Here is a 24,550-nt window from a genome sequence, read left to right on the forward strand (position 1 = left end):
TATGTGATTGAAAACCTTTGATTTATCCTTTAAACTCGCCGCACTTTGGTTGACTCAACCATCCCTCTATATTTTTTACTGACTCATGTCTATTGACTCACTGACCGTTTGGGCGCTGACTTTCTATGAATAAACCGTTAACCCCCAACACCGAACAAGCCAATAGTGTTTTTACCAATCGTATTATTATTTTTGGCATCATCATATTGCTTGGTTTGGGCGGCTTGATAACGCGTTACGGTTATTTGCAAGTGTATGCTCATGATAAATACACCACGCAAGCAGATAACAATCGCATCAAACTGATATCTGCCCCACCTAGCCGTGGCTATATCTATGATCGTAATGGCGTGATACTGGCGGACAATCAGCCCGTGTTTACGGCCATGATGAGTCCTGACGAAATCGACAATCCTGAGCGCACACTGAATCTGCTTGCCCCTATCTTTGATTTGACAGAAGAAGACATCACCGATATTTTGGCGCGGCTGAGTAAGAACAAAAACGATCCCGTGACCATAAAAATCGATTTGACCGATGCACAATTGGCGCAGTTCAGTGAGCGTAAGCCTTTTTTTCGCGGTGTCTCTATTCAGAGTAAGTTGACACGTGACTACCCTTATGATGAGCTGTTTGCTCATGTCATCGGTTATGTCGGCCGTATTAACGATAAAGAGTCTAAGCGCATTGATAAAGACCGTTATGCTGGTACAGATCTGATCGGTAAAATCGGTATCGAAGACTACTATGAGGACATCTTGCTTGGGCAACCGGGCTATCAATCGGTTGAAACCGATGCTCATGGTAATATATTGCGTCAATTAGACACCAAGCCGCCAACCGCTGGCAATGACATCACATTGAGCCTAGATTACGGCTTACAGACGATCGCACAGCAGCAGCTGGATGGTCGCCGCGGCGCAATTGTAGCGATAGACCCCAAAAACGGCGATGTACTAGCGTTTGTCAGTAATCCAAGCTATGACCCCAACCCCTTTATATCTGGTATCTCATTCAAAGACTATGACGGTCTGCGAGAAGATCTTGATCAGCCTCTATACAACCGTGCCCTGCAAGGCACTTACCCACCAGGCTCTACCATCAAACCCTTTGAGGGTTTGGGCGGTATTCATTATGGTCTACGCAACTGGGATACCACCATTTATGATCCAGGCTATTTTAGCTTGCCTGGGGACTCGCATCGATTCCGCGACTGGAAACGCGGCGGTCACGGCACGGTAAATTTAAAGAAATCTATCGCGATGTCGGTTGATACTTATTATTATAAACTGGCTTATGAGATGGGCATCCAACGCTTGCACGACTGGATGGCGCAGTTTGGCTTTGGTGAAAAAACAGGTATCGATCTGCCTAACGAAAAATCAGGGATTATGCCATCGCCAAAGTGGAAAAAAGACACTTACGGTAAGGGTTGGCTACCAGGTGAAACCATCTCCGTCAGTATTGGGCAGGGTTACTTTTTGGCGACGCCGCTACAGATTGCTAATGCAACCGCCATGACAGCCAATAAAGGCCATCATATCACTCCGCATTTATTAAAAAGCAGCGATGGGGCCGCAGAGGTTAAAGTCATTACCAAACCAGATGGCAAAATTAACTATAACGGCAAACCCTCTGACTGGCTACGCATGCATGATGCCATGGAGAGCGTGGTAAAAGAGGGTACAGGGCGCGGTATCTATACGCCGCGCTATCGTATCGCTGGCAAAACAGGGACGGCACAGGTAAAGTCTATCGCTCAGGGCAAGCGCTATGACAAATCAGCGATCGATAAGCGCCACTGGGATCATGCGTGGTTCAATGGTTTTGCACCAGTAGAAGACCCCGAGATTGCACTTGCCGTCTTGGTCGAAAATGGCGGCGGTGGTAGTGCCGTTGCCGCCCCTATTGGTCGCGCCCTATTTGACTATTGGATGTTGCAGCGCAAAACCGACCCTATCCTGCCACCTTCTGCTGATGAGCTAAAAGTCATCAAACGTCAAAAAGCCTTTGACAAAGCCTTGCGGGATGCCATACGAGACAAAGAGGCCAAAGCATTAGAAGAGAAAGAAGCGGCAGAAGCGGCAGAAGCAACAAAGCAAGAAAACCTTGCTGAATAATAGTGCTGAATAATCACGATATCTAACTAACTCTATCTACCGATATTGAAAGAACCTAAAGATATTGAAATAGATTGAGAGGCGCTAGCCTGAAACTACATAAGCAGCGCTATCTCAATAGCCATAGTCAAGCAATATAAAAATAAGTAATAAAAAGTGAGCGAGACACGATCATGAGAAAAACTGCAGGCATGAAGAGTACTGCAAACGGGCGCACAACGAAACATGGCACTACTGCCAAAAAAGCAGCGGCAGGTGACGTACGTATCATCGGTGGGCAATTCAAACGTCGTGTCGTGAGTTTTATTGATGCCGATGGCTTGCGTCCCACACCAGATCGCCTACGTGAGACCTTATTTAACTGGCTACTGGCTGATATCCACGGCGCACATGTGCTCGATAGCTGTGCTGGCAGTGGCGTATTGGGGTTTGAAGCATTGTCTCGCGGCGCTGCACACACAACTTTTATTGAAGTAAATAACGCACAAGCTAAGATGTTACGTCAGAGTGCTGAGCAACTACGGCTCGATGAGACGGCTTATCAAATCGTCACTGGTACTGCTGAGCAAGTATTGAGTCAAGGGCATCTGACTGCACGCCCCTTTGACATCGTGTTCATCGATCCACCTTATGCTCAGGATCTGTGGCAGCCTATTTTAACTACCTTGATTGATCATGATTTAGTGGATGCCAATACGCTCATTTATCTAGAAGCGGACAAGGATTTGGCCACAAAGCTGCAGCAATTGGAAGAGACGCTTAATAAAAATCCAGATACCTCATCAGGTACTACTCAGCAAATAATCCGCTTTGAATGCTTGAAGCAAACCAAAGTCGGACAAGTTGTTGCTGGACTTTATCGCCTATCATCGTCATAATTGCCTAGTTAATGAAAGCCGTTAACGACTTTTATAAATGTTTAGAACCGCTAAAAACTGGCCAACGCTGCAGTTTAATGTATATAAGGCGAAAATAAACCCCAATGCAGCTTGCAAGCGTAGGCGCTACTGCTTATAATGTGCAGTCTGTTTTTTGAGAGCCCCGTTCCCAGCTAAACTCTCAACGAATTCTAATTTTAAGGTTTTATCATGAAAACACTTAGTGCAAAACCAGCTGAAGTGACCCATGACTGGTATGTCGTAGATGCTGACGGCAAAACCCTTGGTCGCTTAGCCACTCAAATCGCTAGTCGCTTACGTGGCAAGCATAAGCCTTCTTTTACGCCGCACGTTGACACTGGTGACTTCATTGTTGTCATCAACGCTGACAAAATCACGGTAACGGGTAAAAAAGCACAAGACAAAAAGTACTATCGTCACAGTGGTTACCCAGGTGGTATCAAAGAAACCAACTTCAGTAAGTTGCTTGCACATAAGCCTGAAGATGTTCTACACAAAGCAGTTAAGGGTATGCTTCCAAAGGGCCCTCTTGGCTATGCGATGATCAAGAAGCTAAAACTTTATGCGGGTACTGATCATCCACATGAAGCACAGCAACCTAAAGCACTAGACATCTAAGGATACATTTATGGAACGCAATTACGGAACTGGTCGTCGTAAGACTTCTACTGCTCGTGTCTTTTTATCAAAAGGTACTGGTAGCATCGTCGTTAACGGCAAGCCGCTTGACGAATACTTCAGCCGTGAAACTTCACGCATGGTTGTTCGTCAGCCATTAGAACTACTAAACTCTGGCAACGCATATGATTTATATGTAACTGTTGCAGGTGGTGGTATTAGTGGTCAAGCTGGCGCAATCCGCCACGGTATCACACGTGCATTGATCGAAGCTGACGAAACTTTGAAGCCTGCCCTAAAAGCAGCTGGTTTTGTTACTCGTGATTCACGTCAAGTTGAACGTAAGAAACTGGGTCTACGTAAAGCACGTAAACGTCCACAGTTTTCAAAACGTTAATCAAAACTTTTTCTTATTTCTTTGCTGCTGTGTGCTTTTTCTCGGAGCCAATGCAGCAATACTGAATAAGAGTACAGTTTTGCAAAACCTTATAAGCTGGTCACAGCTTGTAAGGTTTTTTTATGTCTCGGTTTTCTATGCTTAATAGTCTTTAGCAATGCGATGGTCGAATGTGCAACACATCCTATCTTCTTATGCTGAGTGCTATAGATCAGTACGGTATAGTCAATAGCCCATCACATTCTAACTTGCAAAGCGTTTGACGCTACCCCATCATATTGATAACTTTTTATCATTAGCCGCGATGTTATAGACAATGCTGTAGAAGGATATTATGAAAGCGCCTGAACAATACGACCCAAGTAAGCCATCTACCGATGGCGTGCCACCAAAGAAACAGCAGTCTGCCCAGTCTCATAGGTCGCCTGCCATACCGGCTGGCACTCCAACGATTACGCAGAATCAAAAACGTACTGCTCAGGCAGATCACAAGCCTTTTCAGTGGCAGTTTTTATCTCCTAAATACTGGGGCATTTGGTTACTGTTTTTGGTCATGCTACCGCTGATATATCTGCCGCTACGTTGGCAGTTCTGGTTAGGTCGCAAGCTTGGTATTTTGATTTATAGTGCTGCAGGCTCACGTAGACGCGACACGCTAATCAACCTAAAACTGGCTTTCCCAGAAAAACCCGAAGCCGAACGCGAATTGATGGCCAAACAAGTCTTCGTCAATCAGGGCATTGGTGTGTTTGAAACCTTGTGTGCTTGGTTTCGTCCCAATGTGTTTACTCGCACGGTTTCTATTTCGGGACTACAACATCTCGTCAATGCGCAAAATGAGCAGCGGCCGGTTATCCTGCTAGGTGCACACTATACGATGCTTGATTTGGGCGGATTATTATGTGCGCAGTTTTTCCCTGTAGACTGTATGTATCGCACGCAAAACAATCCTTTACTTGATTGGTTTATCTATAATGGTCGTACCAATATATTCGGTAAGCAAATCTCCAGTCGAGACATGCGAAACTTGGTGACCTCTATTAAGGCAGGACACGTTATTTGGTACTCGCCAGATCAGGACTATGGTCTAAAGCAAGGAGTGATGGCGCCATTCTTTGGCGTGCCTGCAGCAACGATTACTGCATCTCGTCGTATGGCAAAGCTGGGTAGCAAGACACATCCGCCTGCTGTCATGGCACTACATACCTACCGACAGACACCTGACAATCTGCCACGTGGTAAGCGTCCACATTATCATCTGACGATTACGCCAGAGTTAGATCAGTATCCTAGCAATGACGAAGTCGCTGATGCCACTCGAGTCAATGAAGTATTAGAAGGGCTGATTCGTATCGATCCTACCCAGTGGATGTGGTTCCATCGTCGCTTCAAACATGGGCCTACAGGTCGCAGCAATATCTATAAGTAGCGCTTTATTCCCAAAAATACTGGTAAATTTTGCTATACTTTGCAGCTAATATTTAGTGCCTTAAATAGCGTATAAATAGCAACGAACTTATAATAATTTGATAAACCAAATAACGGATTTTCCATGAGTACTAACAGCACCTCTGACAAGCAAGCTTCTGATATCTCAGCCCCAGTTAAACGCATTTTGACGGGCATCAAGCCAACAGGTACGCTACATTTGGGTAACTATGTTGGTGCAATACGTCCTGCCATCCAAGCTATTCAAAATAGTAATGATGAAGCGTTTTTCTTTTTGGCAGACTATCATGGCATTATTGGCTGCTATGATCCTGCGATTATTCATGAATCCACTAAAGCCATTGCCGCGACTTGGATCGCTTGCGGTCTCGACCCTGAGCGTGTGACTTTTTATCGTCAATCAGATGTGCCTGAGATTCCAGAGCTGGCTTGGGTGTTAAATTGCTCATGTGCCAAGGGACTGATGAACCGTGCCCATGCTTATAAGGCGGCTGTCGATATCAATATGGAAAAAGAAGATGTCGATGCTGACCAAGGTATCAACATGGGATTGTTTGGCTATCCAGTACTGATGGCGGCAGATATCTTAATGTTCAATGCCACGCACGTCCCTGTTGGTCGTGATCAAATTCAGCACATTGAAATGGCGCGTGATATCGCTGGTACCTTCAATCATCGTTACAAAACCCTCTTTACCTTACCTTCAGCGGTTGTTGATGATAATATCCCGCTATTAACGGGTCTCGATGGTCGTAAGATGAGTAAGAGCTATAGCAATACCATTCCCCTATTTGGTGATTCAAATCCGCAAGTGAGTGCTGAGAAACAAATGCACAAAGCCATTATGAAGATTGTGACCAACTCACAGCTGCCTGATGAGCCAAAAAATCCTGATGACTCCGCCATCTTTGAGATTTATAAAGCATTTGCCACCCAAGAAGAGATTGCTGATATGCGTGAGAATTTTGCAGCTGGTATCGGTTGGGGAGACGCTAAGCAAGCGCTATTTGATAAAATAAATGATGAGATTGCCCCATTCCGTGCACGTTATGAGGAACTCATGGCCAATCCAAAAGAGCTCGAAGAAATCTTGCAAATGGGGGCAGATAAAGCCCGTCGCCATAGTCGTAAGCAATTAGACAAGACTCGCCGCGCTATTGGTATTCGCCCGCTTGCCAAACTTAAATAATTCATTGGATACGAGTCATTTTTCAAGTATGAAACCGGTATCTGTCGACAGCGTTCATGATATGTCATTACGTATCTATCAGACACCGGTACAGCACCTGCCAGATGACCTATATGTGCCACCGCAGGCCTTTGCGATTTGGTTAGAGCAGTTTGCAGGGCCGTTGGATTTTCTGCTGTACTTGGTCAAAAAGAACAATGTTGATTTGACGCAAATGCCAATACTACCTATCACTGAGCAGTACTTAGCCTATATCAGCGAACTGGATACCGAGCATTTTGAATTGGCGGGTGATTATCTACTGATGGCATCAACACTCATTGCCATCAAGACAGAGCTGTTATTACCAGCCCCTGAAACACCGACCGACGAGCGAGATCCAAAAGCAGAGTTGATTGAGCGCTTAGAAGCCTATGCGCAAATCAAAGTAGTCAGTCAGCGCTTAGATGATCTAGTACGTTTAGAACGCGATGTGTTCTTAGCGATGGTCAGCATGCCCAGCCAAGACATCATGAATGCAGAATTACCAAATTATTCGGCCAATCTGCTGATTGATAGCTTGTTTAAAATGCAACTACAGCCTGACTATCACATGCATACCATTAAGATTGATGCGGTACCACTTGCTGATCGAATTGCCAGCATCAGTCGGCAACTGAGTACTCAGGGTACGCGCTCCTTTTATGAGTTGCTAGATAAAGCACAAGGTAAAATTGGTGTGGTCGTGAGTTTCGTGGCGGTGCTTGAGTTAATCAAGCGGCAATTGGTTGGTGTGGTTGGCACCAGAGACTACATTACTGATGCAGATGATATTGATAATACCGCTGATAGCGCCAGTCTTAGCTTATCGAATCCAGACAATGAATCCTCAAAGCTTACCTTACAATGGCTTGCTTAGTAATCAAGGTTGACCTCAAAGGTTCGACCAGTTATTCGCTTTTGAAGATATAGTCGATAGAAGAGCCTACTTACGATGACAGATATTGACGATACAAAACTGCTTAATGATACGCCACTATCCATATCGATAGCGGCTTCTACATCAATAGCCAAAAACCATGCTTTTTTCGAAGAGACAAGCAAGCATATTGAAGTGTTGCTGCACGCCTCAGAAGCCCCGCTCACTGCCCAGGCCTTAAAAAAGCACTTGTCACTGTCTACTAAAGAGTTACAGCAGGCATTAACGCTACTACAGCGACGCCTAGATGCAGGTGTACTCCATCTACATGAGACTGCCAGTGGCTATCGTTTGCAAATAGCAGATGACTATAGTCGATTGATTCAGCGTATATTCCCGCAGCGTCAAGAGCGTCTTAGCCAAGCCTTGCTTGAAACGTTGAGCGTCATTGCTTACAAACAGCCGGTGACACGAGGTGATATCGAACAAGTACGCGGTGTCACACTATCGAGTAATATATTGCGGCAACTGTTTGATAAAGGCTGGATCTTAGAGAAAGGGTACAAAGACACGTTAGGTCGCCCTGCACTGCTGCATACCACGCCGCAATTCTTAGATGCATTTGGGCTCAGTCATTTAGATGAGTTACCACCGCTTCCAAACATGGACGCTATCAGAGCATTGTCCTAGATACTGTTACAGCGTCTACTAACATAAATCTTATCTCACAAAAAAGGACAGACCGCATAGGATCTGTCCTTTTTATTAAACTACGTCATTAAATCAGCAATATGAAGATATGCTCTAGCATGTCTCTACTGATTAATAACATCAACCCCTTTAGGCGGCGTAAATTTAAACTGGCTGCTGCTGATACTTGGATTGAGCTTAATGCCACTAAACTTGATAGAAGTGGTCTGACCCAAGCTATCGTTTAGTACCATCATGACAGGCTTACCACCACTAAAGCTCATTGATAAGCTCTTAAAACTGGCACTGTCTGATTTTGGATACAGCACATAGTAATTCTTGTTGTCGTATGGCTGGGTAATCTTAAAGTTTTTGTCAAGTTTACTTGGGTCGCCTGACAATAATAGCGCTGGCGTATTACCTACTTGGCTGTCTACATTTTGCTTGGTGGCTTGCTCTAGATCTTTGTCATAGACCCACATAGAGTTGCCGTTGGCAATAATGAGCTGCTCTGATGGTGATTTGGTCTCCCAGCGGAAATTGTTTGGACGTTGAACACTCATAGAGCCGCTAAACGTACCACTGCTTGCGCCTTTGGTCGTTTGGCTAAAATTAGCGGTCATGCTTTTCGTGTTGGTCAGCAGTTTATTCAAACGTGTGGCTGCGGTGATATTGTCCGCTGGGGCTGCTGTAGCAGACTGGGTCAATGCCATCATAGGCGCTGCCACACCAAGCGATGTCATTAATACACCCGCTAGCGCACCACTCATCATTTTTTGTTTGGTTGATTTTTTCGTAGATAAGTTCATCATAAATCCTCTCTAAAAAAGCATAATCGCTTTAAAGTTGTCGCTAAAAATAAAATGTTCTATTGAAATTTTTGTTTTCTATAAATACTGACCTTACCAAGCTAAAACTGGTAACCATCAGCAATGGCAACAGTGTGCCAGTTTTTTTATTACGCGCCTAGTCACGATTTGCAATCTTTACTACGGCTGCCATACACGCTTGTAACCAATGCCGTTACACAATAGCAATTTGCATATATACCAACAGCTATCACAGATATCGGACGCTTTGACATATTAACTATTTGACAGTATTAATATTAACCATTATCTACAAAAACAATAATCTTATAAACGTAAAAAGCCCCTACTACCATAAGGCAGTAGGGGCTTTTTTAATTATCCAATCACTTTATTCAAAGAAGAAAATGATTTAAATAGATAATTATGCGTTTTCAACCGTCACATAACGACGATTAAATTTGCCTTTGGTCGCAAACTTTACAACACCATCATTCAGTGCAAATAAAGTATGGTCACGACCCATGCCAACGCCTTCGCCTGCATGGAATTCTGTACCACGTTGACGAACGATGATGTTACCAGCTGTGATAGCTTGGCCACCAAAGATTTTTACGCCTAGCATTTTTGGGTTTGAATCACGACCGTTACGGCTCGAACCGGCAGCTTTTTTATGTGCCATGAGAAAATCTCCTTGTTAATTTGACTTACCGCTGATGCGATAACTCTTAAGCATTTAGTGCACTGTTTAGCAAAAATTGCTAAATGGGAATTAGGCATTAATGGCTTTGATTTTTAACAAGGTATACCATTGGCGGTGACCTTGTTCTTTGTGATAATGCTTACGACGGTTGTGCTTGACGATACGGATTTTTTCGCCGCGACCATGCTCAACAACTTCAACTTCAACGCTAGCGCCATCAACAACAGGCTGACCGATTTTGACGTTATCGCCGTCAACAACCATCAATACGTCTTCAAATTTGATTGTTTCGCCTTTTTCTGCTTTTAGTAATTCAACTTTAAGCAATTCATCGACGACTACACGGTGCTGTTTACCACCAGTTTTGATTACTGCGTACATATATGACTCCGTTTAACCCGTGTGCCGTGGATGATATTATACCAACGCTTTTACGACGAACACGACAGGGAAAAATTAAAGGCAAGATTTTACGGCTTTTTGCTCAAAAAAGCAAGCCGCGCCTCTTGTTTTTGTAAGGTGGTTATCTAAATAACGACCATCCATACTGCTGCCTATATGATAAATGATAGAGACGCCATCAATGACGATCTACATCAGCACATATAAAACAGTCAATAAAAATAGTAGCCTGTGCCCAACAGGGGCTATTATAACTTATGCAATCAGTTACTTACAGCCTTTTATCACTCATTTATTAAGCAGTCTATTCCATCAGTCAATTGGTCATTCTATGTCATACCTGCGTTATGATTTATCAGCAATAACACCTATCAAAAGGAGACACTCATTTTATTTATGAGACATTTTAACGCACAATTTCGAGATATAGCTATGCTATCATAAGTAAAATAATGCTTTCCTTATGCATGCTCATAGTGAAGGCAATAAAAACTTTCCTTATCATTATTAATATGACTACTTATTATGACCAGTATCTCTTTAGATAACACCCCTTCCAAATCTCAATCAACGCCTAGCTATGCTGATATCCAAGGTATCGTAGCGAATGACTTTGAGGTCATGGACAAGCAAGTATTCGGCAGTCTCAACTCAAAAGTACAACTCGTGATGAGCGTCTCTCAGCATGTGATTAATGCTGGCGGCAAGCGCATGCGCCCGCTCATCACGTTGTTGTGTGCCCGCATGTTTGATGACAACCCATCAGAACAAGCCATGCATCTAGCTGCGATCACTGAGATGCTACATACCGCAACCTTAGTCCATGACGATGTGATTGATGAGTCAGGACAGCGCCGTGGTAAGCCAACCGCCAATGCCACTTGGGACAACGCCACTGCCGTACTGGTTGGTGATTATCTGATCGCCCGTGCGTTCAATCTGTTGGTTGGTTTTCAAAGCTTGCCGTTGTTGCAAGTGTTCTCAGACGGCACCTGTGACATTGCCGAAGGCGAAGTGTTACAGCTACAGCATCAGCACAACCCTGCCGCGACGGAAGAAGACTATTTACGCATTATCGATGGTAAAACCTCACGACTGTTTATGATGGCAACCCAAGGCGCTGCTATTTTGCAAGATAAAACAGAACACATGGCGGCATTGGGCGATTTTGGTCAGCATTTTGGCAATGCCTTTCAAATCATTGATGATGTGCTTGATTATAGTGGTGATAGCGATGTGATGGGCAAAAACCTAGGGGATGATCTGGCAGAAGGCAAGCCTACGTTACCTACCATCAAAGCGCTTGAGTTACTAAAAGACAGTGATACCGAAGGCTATGAGCAGCTCCGTATTGCGGTACAAACGGGTAAAACACCAAATGCAGCTCAGCTTATCGAGCTGGTCAGCAAGTCAGGTTCATTAGACTATTGCAAACAGCGCGCGCTCGACGAAACCAAGTTGGCACAGCAAGCACTTAGCAGCTTACCGGACAACCGCTATCGTCAAGGACTATATCAACTGACAGAGCTTGCCAGCGCACGCTTAGTATAATTAAATAGGAGTCGTCTTTATTATTGATCAGACGGCTCCTTTTCTAACAACATTTTTTTAGTAGCATTTTCTAGTGATTAGCATATGAGAAGCCAATAACCAAAAAACCAAACCTCTAAAGACTAATTTGTCAGCTAAATCGTTACCTTTCTTTAAGTTTCATAAATCCGTGCAGTACTATAATCGTGTAAGTGTTTTTTTGACGGTCGGATGATGCTTGATCACGTTTAATAGAGACTTGCGGACAGTTGCTTTTTATGGCTGTAATTAGGGGTTGCTAAAATTGTCATTTTGTTGACAAACCACTATTCTTACCACTTAAAGACCTTTATACACATAGGGTTTTATAAAAATAACAAAATTTTACACTAAGCGGTAACAGTATCTTGTAGAGCCCTCTATTAGCTGTTAGCTAACGCGACACTTACCATAGCGGTATTTTTTGTATCCGTAAAATGTAATATGGCTGCCTTTTCCCAAACCCCCTCTCTTAAATAGCTTGACTGTGGGGTTACCCCAATAGTTTATAATACGTCACCAAATTTACGAATATACTTTGGGTTTTAGCTACAACTTCGCTGCTAAAAAACACCGCATTGGTGTTTGATGCATGGGTGTTCGATATATCAGTATTAGATACCCTATTATCGTCTCTCTACCAAGTTCATTTATTCAAAAATACACTTGGCAGAGAGGTTACTGGCGCTTAGTCTAAGTAAAGCCTATATATAGAAATTTCATACTCAATACATCAAAATTTATTGATTCACTTTTTATACAGTCATTATTTATATATTGCCGAGGACCTTGATGAAGCATTCTTATCTTGCGCTTGTAATAGCATCTGTACTATCTACAGCGGTACTGGTTGGCTGTGACAAAAACGATGACGCGGCTGGTGAGCAGGCCGCGCAGCAGCAAATGCCCCCTGCTGTTGTCAACGTTCAGACTGTCACTTTTGAGACCGTCCCTCAAGTACAGACTTTTTCTGGACGTACAGCAGCCTATCAAACTGCTGATGTCCGCCCACAGGTCAATGGGGTGATTGACGAGGTGTTGTTCCGTGAAGGAAGCAACGTCAAAAAAGGACAGCCACTGTACCGTATTAATACGGACAACTATGCGTCTTCTGTCACAAGCGGACAGGCGTCAGTACAGCAGGCAGAGGCCAACTATCAAACAGCACTGGCCAACAATGCCAGTGCAAAAGCTGAAATGATCAGTCGTCAAGCGTCGCTAGCACAAGCACAAAACGATTTGCAGCGTTTGCAAGGCTTAGTCAGTATCGACGCCATCTCAAAGCAGCAATATGACCAAGCACAAACGACCGTTCGTACTGCACAAGCGGCTGTTCAAAGCGCTGCGGCAGCTGTTGGACAGACACAAGCCGGTATCGAAAGCGCCAAAGCGGGTATTCAAACGGCAAAGTCAGGCCTAGATGCCAGCACCTTGGATCTTAATCGTACTATCGTACGTGCGCCTCTTACTGGTAGAACGGATCGCTCTAGCGTGACCGCTGGTACGCTAGTTAGCGCCGGTCAAGCTGATCCCCTAGTGACCATCTCACGCCTAGATCCTATCTATGTCGATATCAGTCAGTCCTCATCTGAGCTGTTGAAACTGCGTCAGCAGATTGCTGATGGTAGCGCTCAGGCAGGTATGAACTCTGTGGAATTGGTACTAGAGGATGGCTCAGTCTATCCCGTACGCGGCAAGCTTGCTTTGTCTGAAGCCAAGGTTGATGCGTCAACTGGCGCTGTCACCTTGCGTGCTATTTTTCCAAACAGCAACAATATCTTGCTGCCCGGTATGTATGTCACTGCACGCCTGACACAGAGCGTGATTACCAATGCAGCCCTAGTGCCACAGAGCGCAGTCACACGTACACCTAAGAGTGAGACACAAGTTTATATCGTTGATGAAAACAACAAAATCCAAGTTCGTCCAGTCACCATTAATGGTACGTATGACGGACAATGGGTGGTCACTGATGGCTTAAAAGCTGGTGACAAGGTGGTTATCATCGGCGGATCTAAGGTCAAACCTGAGCAAGAAGTGGTCGCAAAGCCATTAGAAAGCGCAAATCCAGCACCATCTGCAAAAGCTGCGCCTAATGCTAAAACACCGCAACAAGCGGCAAAGACCGTGGATAAAAAGCCAGCTGGTAATGAGACTTCTAACGCAAAATCAACAGAAGCCGCTGCTAACTAATTCCATTCAAAGACAGGAAGACTTAGGGATATACTATGTCACGTTTTTTTATTAATCGCCCTATTTTTGCATGGGTGCTGGCTATATTAGTCATGCTCATCGGGGTGTTATCGGTTCTTAATCTGCCGATTGAACAGTATCCACGTATTGCGCCACCGACGATTTCGGTCAGTGCAAGCTATCCTGGTGCTAATGCAAAAACCGTTGAAAACTCAGTCATTCAGGTTATCGAACAACGTATGAAGGGGCTTGATGGCCTGATGTACATGTCGTCATCGAGCTCATCAAACGGTAGTGCGTCAGTGACGCTGACCTTTGAAAACGGTACAGACTCCGATACCGCTCAGGTACAAGTACAGAACAAATTACAAGCGGCAATGAGTGCCTTACCTGAATCGGTACAGCGTCAAGGTGTCAACGTCAATAAATCATCTAGTAGCTTTATGATGGTTCAGGCATTCATCTCTGAAGATGGCAGTATGGATCGATCAGATATTGCCGATTACATTAACTCCAATATCCTTGACTCAATCAGTCGTGTAGAAGGTGTGGGTGACGTTCAGGTCTTTGGTTCTACTTACGCGATGCGTGTTTGGCTTGACCCTTCGCGCTTGCGTAGCTACAACATGGTGCCGTCGGATGTGGTTGGTGCGATACAAGCGCAGAACGCTCAAGTATCTGCGGGTCAGTTAGGACAAGCCCCTGCTGATACCGATCAACAGGTCATTAACGCGACCGTTACCGTTCAAAGCTATCTACAAACCCCTGAAGAGTTCAAAAATATTCTGTTAAAAACAGACACCTCTGGTGCACAAGTGCGCTTAGGCGATGTGGCTAGAGTCGAGATCGGTAGTGAAAACTACAGTATTTTGTCTTTGTATAATGGACAAGAAGCAGCTGGTTTGGGTATCTCACTTGCTGGCGGTGCCAATGCGTTAGAGACTCGCGAGGCCGTTGGCGCGCGTATGGCAGAGCTTGAAAAGAACTTCCCAACAGGTCTTGCCTCAGTCGTTCCTTATGACACCACGCCTTTCGTACGCTTATCTATCGAGCAGGTGGTACATACGCTGATCGAAGCCATTGTCTTAGTATTCATCGTCATGTTCATTTTCTTACAGAACTGGCGTGCGACGATTATTCCAACGCTTGCGGTACCTGTCGTGCTACTAGGTACGTTTGCCGTGCTGTATATTGCAGGCTTTAGTATCAACGTACTGACCATGTTTGCTATGGTATTGTCCATCGGTCTACTGGTCGATGATGCGATCGTTGTGGTGGAAAACGTCGAGCGAATATTGGAAGAAGATCCTGATATTTCTATCAAAGACGCGACCACCAAATCCATGGGTGAGATCAGTAAAATCGTTATTGGTATTGCGCTGATTCTATCTGCAGTATTTGTACCGATGGCGTTCTTTGGTGGCTCAACTGGTGTGATTTATCGCCAGTTCTCGATCACTTTGATTACCAGTATGGTGCTATCAGCCATGGTCGCATTGGTGTTCACCCCTGCTCTATGTGTGACACTGCTCAAACGTGGCAAGAGCCATGAAAAAAGCAGTACTGAAAAGCAAAAAGGCTTCTTTGGTTGGTTCAACCGCGGTTTCTTTAAACTTAGCCGCTCTTACGAAAACTTCGTTGGTAAAAGTATTCGTTTTAAATGGTTATATATGATTGGTTATGCAGCCATCATCGGTATCATGGCGGTTGTGTTCTTACGCATTCCTGGTTCATTCTTGCCAGAAGAAGATCAAGGTATTATGTTTACCTTGGTTCAGTTGCCTGCTGGTTCTACGTTAGATGAAACCCAAGACGTACTGGATAAAGTCAGAAACTATTACGACACCCAAGAAACAGACAACATCGCTTCTGTCTTTACCATTGCAGGCTTTAGTTTTGCCGGACAAGGACAAAACATGGGGCTGGCGTTTGTTCGTTTATCAGATTGGGAGGAACGCTCCGGTGATGAAAATACCGCCCAAGCCGTGGCTGGGCGAGCGATGGGTTATTTCTTTACCCAGTTAAACGAAGCACAAGTATTTGCGATTGTACCGCCAGCCATTACCGAGCTTGGTAATGCCAGTGGTTTCGATTTGATGCTCCAAGATAGCGGTAACCTCGGACACGATGGACTGCTTGAAGCTCGTAATATGCTGCTGGGTATGGCCGGACAGAACGACCAAGTCGCTGGTGTCCGTCCTAATGGTCAAGAAGACTCGCCACAATTAAAAATCAATATCAATCAAGAGCAAGCCGCCGCTTATGGCTTGTCGCTAAGTAGCATCAACAGTGTCATCTCTACTGCGTGGGGCTCAAGCTACGTTAATGATTTCATCGATCGTGGCCGTATTAAGCGCGTCTATGTACAAGGTGAAGCGAGCAGCCGTACCAATCCTGATGACATCGGCAAATGGTATGTACGAAATGACATGAATAGCATGATTCCGTTCGATGCGTTTTCTAGCAGTGAATGGCAATCAGGTTCGCCGCGTCTCACGCGCTACAATAGCTTGCCATCCATGAATATCCAAGGTAGCGCAGCGCCAGGCCTGAGTACTGGTGATGCAATGAGCTCGATGGAGGCGATGATAGACAAACTCCCTGAAGGTATCAGTTACGAGTGGACAGGCATGTCGCTAGAAGAGCAAAAGTCAGGTGCTCAGGCGCCGATGCTTTATGCGCTTTCAATCCTAGTCGTATTCTTGTGTCTAGCAGCTCTTTACGAGAGTTGGTCTATCCCAGTCTCTGTCCTATTGGTCATTCCACTTGGGGTATTGGGTGCGGTGATATTTACATGGCTACGCGGTTTTGCCAACGATGTTTACCTGCAAGTTGGTCTATTGACTGTCGTCGGTCTGTCCGCCAAAAATGCCATCTTGATTATTGAGTTTGCAAAAGAGCATCAAGAGGAAGGCTACAGTCTAAGAGAAGCGGTCATGACTGCGGCACGCCAGCGCTTACGTCCAATTATTATGACCTCACTTGCCTTTGGGTTAGGTGTTGTGCCATTATTCTTGGCAAATGGTCCAGGTTCAGGCAGTCAAAACGCTATCGGTACCAGTGTGGTTGGTGGTGTGGTAACCGCAACGCTATTGGGTATCTTTTTTATCCCAATGTTCTACGTCTGGGTACGTAGTGCGTTCCCGCACAAATACGACAATAACAAGCCAAATGACAGAGACGGTGGCAATACGCCTGACTCACACCCAACGACTTCTGAGAGTTATCAGCCTGCAAGCCTTGGAGACAACACACAATGAGTGCTCAAAAAACAATTACCTCTAACGCATCACCGGTCGCTATGACAGCGACCCGTGCTCAACCCGCATTATCTCGGATTCGCAGAAACAGCGGTCGTTTAATAGGGCTAACTGCTCTTGCGATGAGTATGGCCGCTTGTAACACGATCCCAAAAGCGGATATGCGCCCTGTCCTAGCTGAGCCTAACATTGCGATGCAACAGAGCTATGGCGCATTTGACAAGGAAACGGTCAGCTCAGTCGAACAGCCAAGTATTGCCAGTCAACGCTGGCAGAGCTTTTATAATGATGAGCGTTTAAAAGGCTTGATTGCCTTGGGTCTAGAGAACAACAAAGACTTTGAAAGTGCTCGATTGGCCATTGAAAGAGCTCGCGCACAATATCAAATCACTGATATCAGCGACATGCCGACTATCAATGGCAGTGCAGGCTACAGCCGTCAAGCACAGAACAGTGTTAGTACCAGCCCAAACAGTAACTACAATGTACAGCTCGGTCTGGCCAGCTACGAGTTAGATTTTTGGGGCAGAATATCTAGCTTAAAAGATCAAGCGCTACAAAGCTTTTTGGCAACCACTGCTGCCAAAGATGCCACCCAAATCAGCTTAATCAGTAACATCTCTCAAAGCTATGCCAATTTAAGCTACAGCTTGGCTCAGCTAAAACTGGCTGAAGCGACGGTTGAGAGTCGTGAGCGTTCGCTGTTTATCGCAGACAAGCGTTTTGAAGCAGGTATCGATCCTAAGCTGCCATCTCTACAAGCCAGCGCCTCACTTGAAAATGCTAGACTGGCTGTACTACGTGCGCAGAGTAGTATTCTGCAGTCGCGTAATGCGTTGCAGTACCTAGTCGGCGGGGCTATTCCAAATGAGCTTATCCCGACGCCTGCTGTCAGCAATATCACCAATCAGCAGATCTTTAACGCAGGTCTACCAAGTGAGCTATTGCGCTATCGTCCCGATGTACTACAGGCGGAATACAACCTAAAAGCAGCTGGTGCCAATATTGAAGTGGCACGAGCTTCTTACTACCCTTCTATTAGCCTTGCTAGTAGTGTTGGCGTGAGTAGCAGTAGCTTGAGCGATTTGTTCAAAAACAGTGGCATTGGTTGGTCATTTGGTCCTAATATCAGCGTGCCTATTTTTGATGCTGGTCGCTTGGATGCTAATTATGATATCGCTCAAATCGAACGTAAGCAGACACTTGCTAGTTATGAGAACTCTATCCAGACAGCATTCCGTGAAGTGTCAGATGTACTAGCGACGCGCGCCACGCTTGGCGAGCAGTTAGAAGCCCAGTACCGCTTGCAAGATAATTTTGAGCAGACCTATCAGATAGCTGATGCACGCTTTAAAGCGGGTCTTGATAATTACTTGGATGTGCTTGATGCGCAGCGGTCATTGTTTTCTACGCAACAAGGCATCTTGGATTTAGAGCTACAAAAAATCGTCAGCCAAATCGAGCTATACCAAGCGTTAGGTGGCGGTGCCAATCTGGATGTACCAACGGCTATTCCTGTGCCGCAGCATACCAATTTGGCTCAAATTGTCACAGGCTCTGTGACGAGTGCCAAAACCAAGGCCACAAATGCGATCAAGGCAGCGGGTTCAGCACGTGTGACCTCTACGCAAGAGGCTGTCGCCATTAAACAGTCGCAAGGGGTCGAAACCACGACTTTCAAACCGACTGCTATCGTTGATGTTAACGATGATGGTAGAAAAGATGCAGCAGTGGGTGTGATGACTGAAGAGACTCGCTATGATGGCAATACGGTCGAAGCGGTTCCTGTTACACAGATTGTTGAGCCATAAGAGTTTATGGTTTTTGGTTCATTGAGTCGTCATTCATGAAGTTATGAAACCATCACTTATGAAACTACTACTTTGTGATATCACGGTGTCATTATATTGACAGTCGATAAGTACAACTTGCCCTACCAGCTGAACGTGGTAGGGCTTTTTGCTTTTTATAACCGCTTTTGAGTATAGTGTAGCCCTCATCTGTTTACATAGAAGCCGTTTATACATCAGTGTTTTTTAACTACATTGTCTATAAATATATGACAGTCAATACACAGTAGTCAGTGCCCTGTAGAATCAACTTATCAATAATGACATATCAATAGCGACATCTCTACCAAGCAACACCATAACTATTAAAAAACAGTAAGGAATTCATATGAGCTATACCTTTAATCGCCAATACCCTGCCACTCGCCTGCGCCGTCTGCGTTATAACGACAATGTACGTGCCATGATTCGTGAAGTGGAGCTACATCCTAAGCACTTTATCGCACCCGTTTTTGTACTAGAAGGCCAAAATCAGCGCGAAACTATCGCTAGTATGCCAGGCGTTGAGCGTCTATCTATTGACCTATTGATTAACTATGCCAAAGAGCTATTAGCAGAGGGAGTCACGACCATCGACATTTTTCCTGTCATTGATAACTCACTAAAGACACCGGACGGCAGAGCTGCTTATGACGAAAACGCCCTGACTGCACGTACGATAAAAGCGGTCAAAGACGCCGTACCAGAAATGGTGGTAATGACTGATGTGGCGCTAGACCCTTATACCTCACACGGTCAAGATGGTCTACTCGATGACAGCGGTTACGTCATCAATGATGCGACTATCGAAGTATTGGTCAAGCAGGCACTTGTACATGCTCGTGCTGGCGCTGATATCATCTCCCCTAGTGACATGATGGATGGACGTATTAAAGCCATGCGTGATGCGTTTGAAGCCGAAGGTTTTGTCAATACGGCTATCATGGCCTACTCTGCCAAATATGCGTCTGCTTACTACGGCCCGTTCCGTGATGCTGTCGGTAGTGCTGGCAACTTAAAGGGTGGACACAAAAAGCAATATCAAATGGACTTTGGCAATCGTGCTGAAGCCTTGCATGAAGTGGCCATGGACATCAATGAAGGCGCTGATATGGTCATGATTAAACCCGGTCAGCCGTATCTTGATTTGATTCGTGAAGTTAAAGATACCTTTGGCGTGCCAACCTTTGCCTATCAAGTATCTGGTGAATACGCCATGCATATGGCAGCTATTCAAAACGGCTGGCTCAGTGATGCAGTCATTTTAGAGTCTTTGATTGGTTTCCGCCGTGCAGGTGCTGATGGTATCTTGACCTACTTTGCACTAGAAGCTGCCCGTCAGCTAAACAACGCTTAGTATTTAACCTACAGTTTATATTATCAAAAAGCCCCAACTGCTTATAAGTAGCTGGGGCTTCATTTATACTGACACTCTATTAAAAGAAAAAGATTTATTGCGTGTACTAACTATTAGTATCTACAGCTGCTCACGATCATGCGCTGTCGTAAAATCAATCACAGGGCCGACAGGGACGATACGCGTAGGATTTATACTGGCGTGACTGGTGTAATAATGCTGCTTGATGTGCACCATATTCACCGTCTCAGCGATGCCAGGCACTTGGTATAAATCACGTAGATAGCCCCAAAGATTTGGATAATCAACAATACGACGCAGATTACATTTAAAATGCCCGACATAAACCGCGTCGAAACGTACCAAAGTCGTAAACAGTCGCCAATCCGCCTCAGTGATCGTACTACCTACCAAATAACGCTGAGTTGCTAAGCGACCTTCAAGTGTATCTAGCGCGGCAAACAATTCAACCACTGCCTCTTCGTAGGCCTCTTGTGTGGTCGAAAATCCAGTTTTATACACGCCATTATTTATCGTAGAATAGACAAAGGTATTGATATCGTCGATTTCTGTTAATAACTCGGCTGGCACAAAGTTACCTGCTACTGAGCCCACACCATCAAAAGCTGAATTAAACATACGGATGATTTCTGACGACTCATTACTAACGATCGTATTGGTCTTCTTGTCCCATAAAATAGGTACCGTGACGCGCCCTGTATAATCTGGCTTGGCCTTGATATAGAGCTCATACGCATAGTTTGCATGGATATTCGGATCGGCAATCACCCCTTCTCCCGCTACAAATGTCCAGCCATACTCTCCCATAAAGGGATGCACTACAGATATCGGGATGATATCCTCTAAGCCTTTGAGCTTACTATAAATCAAAGCACGATGCGCCCAAGGACAGGCGAGCGACACATATAGATGGTAACGGTCAGGTTCGGCTTTAAAGCCCTCAATACCTGTTGGTCCTGCATTGCCATCCACGGTCACCCAGTTCCTAAAACCGGCATCCTCACGTTGAAAGCGGCCACCATTGGCTTCTGTGTCATACCATTTGTCCTGCCACTGTCCATCGACCAATAAGCCCATATTATTCTCCGACTATGTCTCGTTTCTATTCAACGCTGTTAGGCATGACTGACTCTAAGTCATTATTATTATGACTCTCACTTCAGTTAGAGAGATATCATACCAGTTATAGGCTCTTATCCATTAAGGTTCGCTCTCTTATTAACAAGAAAAACTACACCAATTAAATTAAATGTTTAGAAAAAATACACGGAAAGCCTTTTAACACCCTTAATATAAGTCTCAATACCAAATATTATGATAATAAATCGGAATTACGATAAAAAAGACTTGCAAAGTCTGAGAAACTTGCTAAAATGCTCAACCTAAATAGGCGTATAGCTCAGTTGGTTAGAGCGCTACCTTGACATGGTAGAGGTCAGCAGTTCGAGTCTGCTTATGCCTACCAAATATTTAGAAAGCCCCAATCTCACGATTGGGGCTTTTTTTGTCTGTAATATATGGGCTATAGAGGAAAAGGAAACTATATGTCGATGCAAATTTCCTCTTTTCTCACTTTCAGTAAACGTCATCAAAAAACGTGTGTGCCCAAATTGTGCCTAAGTTGCGCCTGCTCTCTAATTCACCTTTCTTTCAGAGTAGCACTTTCGACCTCTACCCTAAATTATCTAAAACACTTTCAAGATTTATTTCTCTTTATCTAGCGGCTCGTTAGGTACATAAGTAAATAAATCACCTACTTCAATATCTAGCGCCTCACAAATTTTATCCATAGTGTCAAAATCTATTCTTGAAGTCTGTTCGTTATATATCTTGTGCACTGTCGACTTGCTAATTCCTGTCATTCTTATTAGATCTGCAACCTTCATACGTCGTTCAGCTAGTAGCACTGGTAAATTACATAAAATCATTAATAATTCCTTAATAGACTAAAAAAGTACTTGTATCGACTAACGATAGCTAGTAAAGTACTTGTATCGAACAACAAATTACTTTTATAGAATTATTTGTTATTTTGATAAAACAACCTAGTTATTTAATTGGCTTACAAGGAATTTATTATGTCACATACCTACCTAACTACCCAAGAGCTTTCTGAGCTCATCAAATATAACCCTCGTACTATCCGTAATGAGCTCAAGGATAGTGTGCTTATCGAGGGCATTCATTATATACGCCCGTTCGGTGGTCGTAAGATTTTGTACATTTGGGAGGAGATTGAAAAAGATATGCGCACTGGCATCGCCGGTAGCATCAACGCCATGGCACTACAATAAGGAGAAATAGGATGGCTAGTATTAGAACCCGCAGAGGTAGCAATATGCTATTTGTCGATTTTTATTATATGGGTATACGCTGTCGGGAGACGACAAACCTGACGGACACTCCAGCGAATCGCAAAAAGCTTGAAAAAGTGATTGAGAAAATGGAAGCAGAAATCATCCTAGGTTTGTTTAACTATGCTAAGTACTTTCCAAAAAGTGATAAAGCGGCAGAAATGGTAGCGTTAAACGATCGCAAGGAATGCATTAATACCGATACCCCCTCTTTTGAACAGTTTGCAAAATTATGGTTTTCTGAAAAAGAAATTGAATGGCGTGATACTTACAAGCGCAAAATAAAGGAGATTATTGATATGTACTTGATTGTTAAGTTTGGGACTAAGCCCATTCATCTCATAAAAAAGACAGATGTATTAGCCTTCCGTTCATCGCTCGCCAAAGTAACGTACGGAAAAGCTAACAAACATCTGTCAGCGGCACGCATCAATTCGATCATGGTACCTTTAGGTATGATACTAAAAGAAGCAGCTAAACGCTATCAGTTTGATAATCCTTACTACGATATCAATGCACTCAAACAGCCTAAAACGGATATTCAACCATTCACACTGAATGAGGTTTGGACGTTTATTAACGGTGTGAGAGCAGACTATCGCAATTATTATCTGGTACGTTTTTTTACAGGGATGCGTACGAGTGAGATTGATGGGTTGACTTGGGAAAACATTGACTTTAATCGACGTGAGATTGTGATCAAACAAGCTTATGTCAAAGGCAAAATTGTTCCTCCTAAAACTCAGGAGTCTTACCGTGCGATTCAAATGTCACCTTGGGTCTATGACGCTCTAAAAGAGCAGCAGACAATTACTTATGGACGCTCTGATTATGTGTTTTGCGCGCATACAGGTGAACCACTTGATTATAACAATGTGAATAAGCGTGTTTGGCACCCTACTCTTAAGATCTTGGGTCTCAAGAAGCGTAATGCCTATCAGAGCCGTCATACTGCAGCGACGTTATGGTTAGCTGCTGGCGAAAGTCCTGAGTGGATAGCCAGCCAAATGGGACACTCTACGACCAAGATGTTGTTTAACACGTATAGCCGTTACGTACCGAACATGACTAGGCAGGATGGTAGTGCATTTGAAGCATTGGTCAATCGCAGTCAGATTGCTCAGGTATCTACTGACAAGGAGACGTCACAATGAAAATCATTGATTACGATAAACTGCATGCGACGTTCAAACCTAGTGGCTATGTCAGTAATGACGCAAACAATATAGGTAACTACCTCATTTGTGAGCTCTGTATTCAGTCAGGTAGTGGTTTGGCTCGTTTCTTAAACGTGGATAGTTGCTTTGATAATCATATGGCGCTGCGCATATGGGTTCAGAAACGCTTAGATGCCAATCCTGACTATGTACTTGATGAGATGCGTGGTCAGCTACGGAGTACGCTTTACGAGCTACTACCACACACTGGCTATGGGTACTAAGGAGAATATTATGAGTATGAACTTCGTCTTTGATTTAGCTCTAGAAGGTACAGACAAGCGTTTGTGCCATGAATATTGGTCCTATATGTCGCCCGGTAATTATATAGCGCATTTAGAATTGCTTTGTTACGATCACAACATGAAACTTGATAAGTTGTTTGCTACGCTTACGAAATGTCAGGTTTATTTAGATGACGTACACTGTGAGTACTGTGGTCGTCCCTATCAATTAGATGTTCCAGCAGATATACATTATGCAAGGAGATTGAACTCTTGGTTCTGTGATGGATGTATCAGCTTTTCTGGTGGGCAGCTTGTCTTAGGTAGGTAGAGCTTTAGATAGTGAGGATTA

22 protein-coding genes and 1 tRNA gene are annotated in these 24,550 nt (G+C 44.3%); 18 read left to right on the forward strand and 5 right to left on the reverse strand.

What is annotated here, in order from left to right; genetic code table 11:
* Positions 1–125 precede the first annotated feature (125 nt).
* The 8 genes from mrdA to scpB all read left to right on the forward strand — a co-directional run bounded on the left by mrdA (position 126) and on the right by scpB (position 8,260).
* On the forward strand, positions 126–2,120 hold the full coding sequence (gene mrdA / locus IP485_RS11630; RefSeq protein WP_198327345.1) for a penicillin-binding protein 2: 1,995 nt from the start codon (positions 126–128) through the stop codon (positions 2,118–2,120).
* Between the two features lie 191 nt (positions 2,121–2,311).
* Positions 2,312–2,998: a 16S rRNA (guanine(966)-N(2))-methyltransferase RsmD gene (gene rsmD, locus IP485_RS11635; protein ID WP_198327379.1), complete on the forward strand. Its 687-nt coding sequence runs from the start codon at positions 2,312–2,314 to the stop codon at positions 2,996–2,998.
* A gap of 210 nt (positions 2,999–3,208) precedes the next feature.
* Complete coding sequence (gene rplM, locus IP485_RS11640; RefSeq protein ID WP_194363875.1) at positions 3,209–3,637, forward strand: 50S ribosomal protein L13; 429 nt, start codon at positions 3,209–3,211, stop codon at positions 3,635–3,637.
* Positions 3,638–3,647: 10 nt separating this feature from the next.
* Complete coding sequence (rpsI, locus tag IP485_RS11645; RefSeq protein WP_194363874.1) at positions 3,648–4,034, forward strand: 30S ribosomal protein S9; 387 nt, start codon at positions 3,648–3,650, stop codon at positions 4,032–4,034.
* Positions 4,035–4,368: 334 nt separating this feature from the next.
* Positions 4,369–5,463: a lipid A biosynthesis acyltransferase gene (locus tag IP485_RS11650; RefSeq protein WP_198327346.1), complete on the forward strand. Its 1,095-nt coding sequence runs from the start codon at positions 4,369–4,371 to the stop codon at positions 5,461–5,463.
* 123 nt (positions 5,464–5,586) lie between these two features.
* Entirely contained in the window at positions 5,587–6,672 is a 1,086-nt protein-coding gene (locus IP485_RS11655) for a tryptophan--tRNA ligase (protein ID WP_227686531.1), read from the forward strand.
* A gap of 28 nt (positions 6,673–6,700) precedes the next feature.
* The gene (locus tag IP485_RS11660; protein ID WP_198327347.1) at positions 6,701–7,570 is read left to right on the forward strand and encodes a segregation and condensation protein A; all 870 of its coding nucleotides are present in this window, start codon (positions 6,701–6,703) and stop codon (positions 7,568–7,570) included.
* Positions 7,571–7,645: 75 nt separating this feature from the next.
* Positions 7,646–8,260, forward strand: coding sequence for an SMC-Scp complex subunit ScpB (gene scpB / locus IP485_RS11665; protein WP_198327348.1), 615 nt, complete (start codon positions 7,646–7,648; stop codon positions 8,258–8,260).
* Between the two features lie 125 nt (positions 8,261–8,385).
* Here scpB and lolA read toward each other — a convergent pair whose 3' ends face one another.
* The 3 genes from lolA to rplU form a co-directional block, all read right to left on the reverse strand.
* Positions 8,386–9,072, reverse strand: a complete 687-nt coding sequence (gene lolA / locus IP485_RS11670; RefSeq protein WP_413786999.1) for an outer membrane lipoprotein chaperone LolA — start codon at positions 9,070–9,072, stop codon at positions 8,386–8,388.
* A gap of 421 nt (positions 9,073–9,493) precedes the next feature.
* Positions 9,494–9,751: a 50S ribosomal protein L27 gene (rpmA, locus tag IP485_RS11675; RefSeq protein WP_021813611.1), complete on the reverse strand. Its 258-nt coding sequence runs from the start codon at positions 9,749–9,751 to the stop codon at positions 9,494–9,496.
* Positions 9,752–9,841: 90 nt separating this feature from the next.
* Positions 9,842–10,153 carry a 50S ribosomal protein L21 gene (rplU, locus tag IP485_RS11680; protein WP_194363869.1) on the reverse strand — a complete coding sequence of 104 codons (312 nt, stop codon included), beginning with the start codon at positions 10,151–10,153 and terminating at the stop codon, positions 9,842–9,844.
* A 546-nt stretch (positions 10,154–10,699) separates the two neighbouring features.
* Here rplU and IP485_RS11685 point away from each other — a divergent pair.
* The 5 genes from IP485_RS11685 (at position 10,700) to hemB (ending at position 20,382) form a co-directional block, all read left to right on the forward strand.
* A complete protein-coding gene (locus tag IP485_RS11685) occupies positions 10,700–11,725 on the forward strand; it encodes a polyprenyl synthetase family protein (RefSeq protein ID WP_198327349.1) in 1,026 nt (341 codons plus the stop codon).
* A gap of 810 nt (positions 11,726–12,535) precedes the next feature.
* Positions 12,536–13,936, forward strand: a complete 1,401-nt coding sequence (locus IP485_RS11690; RefSeq protein WP_198327350.1) for an efflux RND transporter periplasmic adaptor subunit — start codon at positions 12,536–12,538, stop codon at positions 13,934–13,936.
* Positions 13,937–13,971: 35 nt separating this feature from the next.
* Positions 13,972–17,196 carry an efflux RND transporter permease subunit gene (locus tag IP485_RS11695; protein ID WP_198327351.1) on the forward strand — a complete coding sequence of 1,075 codons (3,225 nt, stop codon included), beginning with the start codon at positions 13,972–13,974 and terminating at the stop codon, positions 17,194–17,196.
* Positions 17,193–19,007 carry an efflux transporter outer membrane subunit gene (locus IP485_RS11700; RefSeq protein WP_198327352.1) on the forward strand — a complete coding sequence of 605 codons (1,815 nt, stop codon included), beginning with the start codon at positions 17,193–17,195 and terminating at the stop codon, positions 19,005–19,007. Before IP485_RS11695 ends, IP485_RS11700 begins: the two co-directional genes overlap by 4 nt.
* 367 nt (positions 19,008–19,374) lie before the next feature.
* Positions 19,375–20,382, forward strand: coding sequence for a porphobilinogen synthase (hemB, locus tag IP485_RS11705; RefSeq protein WP_198327353.1), 1,008 nt, complete (start codon positions 19,375–19,377; stop codon positions 20,380–20,382).
* Positions 20,383–20,502: 120 nt separating this feature from the next.
* Here hemB and IP485_RS11710 read toward each other — a convergent pair whose 3' ends face one another.
* Entirely contained in the window at positions 20,503–21,480 is a 978-nt protein-coding gene (locus IP485_RS11710) for a glutathione S-transferase family protein (RefSeq protein WP_198327354.1), read from the reverse strand.
* A 311-nt stretch (positions 21,481–21,791) separates the two neighbouring features.
* Between IP485_RS11710 and IP485_RS11715 the strand changes: the two genes are divergently transcribed.
* Positions 21,792–21,868 (forward strand) — tRNA-Val (locus tag IP485_RS11715).
* Between the two features lie 238 nt (positions 21,869–22,106).
* Here the strand turns inward: IP485_RS11715 and IP485_RS11720 are convergent.
* Positions 22,107–22,331, reverse strand: a complete 225-nt coding sequence (locus tag IP485_RS11720) for a helix-turn-helix domain-containing protein (RefSeq protein WP_020443849.1) — start codon at positions 22,329–22,331, stop codon at positions 22,107–22,109.
* 150 nt (positions 22,332–22,481) lie between these two features.
* Between IP485_RS11720 and IP485_RS11725 the strand changes: the two genes are divergently transcribed.
* From IP485_RS11725 to IP485_RS11740, 4 genes are read left to right on the forward strand one after another with little or no spacing between them, the layout of a single operon-like run.
* The gene (locus tag IP485_RS11725; protein WP_045447035.1) at positions 22,482–22,697 is read left to right on the forward strand and encodes a hypothetical protein; all 216 of its coding nucleotides are present in this window, start codon (positions 22,482–22,484) and stop codon (positions 22,695–22,697) included.
* An 11-nt stretch (positions 22,698–22,708) separates the two neighbouring features.
* Positions 22,709–23,911, forward strand: coding sequence for a site-specific integrase (locus IP485_RS11730; RefSeq protein ID WP_194197174.1), 1,203 nt, complete (start codon positions 22,709–22,711; stop codon positions 23,909–23,911).
* Positions 23,908–24,198 (forward strand): hypothetical protein, encoded by a 291-nt coding sequence (locus IP485_RS11735; protein ID WP_198327355.1) that lies wholly within the window; start codon positions 23,908–23,910, stop codon positions 24,196–24,198. Before IP485_RS11730 ends, IP485_RS11735 begins: the two co-directional genes overlap by 4 nt.
* A 10-nt stretch (positions 24,199–24,208) precedes the next feature.
* Positions 24,209–24,529: a hypothetical protein gene (locus tag IP485_RS11740; protein ID WP_198327356.1), complete on the forward strand. Its 321-nt coding sequence runs from the start codon at positions 24,209–24,211 to the stop codon at positions 24,527–24,529.
* Positions 24,530–24,550 lie beyond the last annotated feature (21 nt).

Origin of the sequence: Psychrobacter sp. NG27 (genome assembly GCF_016106655.1) — a bacterium.
In the GTDB taxonomy this organism is placed as follows: Bacteria; Pseudomonadota; Gammaproteobacteria; order Pseudomonadales; family Moraxellaceae; genus Psychrobacter.

What these genes read in the sequence shown, in the direction of transcription:
- rplM (WP_194363875.1), top strand. Translation starts at nt 3,209, where the DNA reads ATGAAAACACTTAGTGCAAAACCAGCTGAAGTGACCCATGACTGGTAT.
- IP485_RS11650 (WP_198327346.1), top strand. Translation starts at nt 4,369, where the DNA reads ATGAAAGCGCCTGAACAATACGACCCAAGTAAGCCATCTACCGATGGC.
- IP485_RS11695 (WP_198327351.1), top strand. Translation starts at nt 13,972, where the DNA reads ATGTCACGTTTTTTTATTAATCGCCCTATTTTTGCATGGGTGCTGGCT.
- IP485_RS11655 (WP_227686531.1), top strand. Translation starts at nt 5,587, where the DNA reads ATGAGTACTAACAGCACCTCTGACAAGCAAGCTTCTGATATCTCAGCC.
- hemB (WP_198327353.1), top strand. Translation starts at nt 19,375, where the DNA reads ATGAGCTATACCTTTAATCGCCAATACCCTGCCACTCGCCTGCGCCGT.
- IP485_RS11700 (WP_198327352.1), top strand. Translation starts at nt 17,193, where the DNA reads ATGAGTGCTCAAAAAACAATTACCTCTAACGCATCACCGGTCGCTATG.
- rpmA (WP_021813611.1), bottom strand. Translation starts at nt 9,751, where the DNA reads ATGGCACATAAAAAAGCTGCCGGTTCGAGCCGTAACGGTCGTGATTCA.
- IP485_RS11685 (WP_198327349.1), top strand. Translation starts at nt 10,700, where the DNA reads ATGACCAGTATCTCTTTAGATAACACCCCTTCCAAATCTCAATCAACG.
- IP485_RS11690 (WP_198327350.1), top strand. Translation starts at nt 12,536, where the DNA reads ATGAAGCATTCTTATCTTGCGCTTGTAATAGCATCTGTACTATCTACA.
- IP485_RS11740 (WP_198327356.1), top strand. Translation starts at nt 24,209, where the DNA reads ATGAGTATGAACTTCGTCTTTGATTTAGCTCTAGAAGGTACAGACAAG.
- rsmD (WP_198327379.1), top strand. Translation starts at nt 2,312, where the DNA reads ATGAAGAGTACTGCAAACGGGCGCACAACGAAACATGGCACTACTGCC.
- IP485_RS11710 (WP_198327354.1), bottom strand. Translation starts at nt 21,480, where the DNA reads ATGGGCTTATTGGTCGATGGACAGTGGCAGGACAAATGGTATGACACA.
- IP485_RS11735 (WP_198327355.1), top strand. Translation starts at nt 23,908, where the DNA reads ATGAAAATCATTGATTACGATAAACTGCATGCGACGTTCAAACCTAGT.
- IP485_RS11720 (WP_020443849.1), bottom strand. Translation starts at nt 22,331, where the DNA reads ATGATTTTATGTAATTTACCAGTGCTACTAGCTGAACGACGTATGAAG.
- lolA (WP_413786999.1), bottom strand. Translation starts at nt 9,072, where the DNA reads ATGATGAACTTATCTACGAAAAAATCAACCAAACAAAAAATGATGAGT.
- rplU (WP_194363869.1), bottom strand. Translation starts at nt 10,153, where the DNA reads ATGTACGCAGTAATCAAAACTGGTGGTAAACAGCACCGTGTAGTCGTC.
- mrdA (WP_198327345.1), top strand. Translation starts at nt 126, where the DNA reads ATGAATAAACCGTTAACCCCCAACACCGAACAAGCCAATAGTGTTTTT.
- rpsI (WP_194363874.1), top strand. Translation starts at nt 3,648, where the DNA reads ATGGAACGCAATTACGGAACTGGTCGTCGTAAGACTTCTACTGCTCGT.
- scpB (WP_198327348.1), top strand. Translation starts at nt 7,646, where the DNA reads ATGACAGATATTGACGATACAAAACTGCTTAATGATACGCCACTATCC.
- IP485_RS11730 (WP_194197174.1), top strand. Translation starts at nt 22,709, where the DNA reads ATGGCTAGTATTAGAACCCGCAGAGGTAGCAATATGCTATTTGTCGAT.
- IP485_RS11725 (WP_045447035.1), top strand. Translation starts at nt 22,482, where the DNA reads ATGTCACATACCTACCTAACTACCCAAGAGCTTTCTGAGCTCATCAAA.
- IP485_RS11660 (WP_198327347.1), top strand. Translation starts at nt 6,701, where the DNA reads ATGAAACCGGTATCTGTCGACAGCGTTCATGATATGTCATTACGTATC.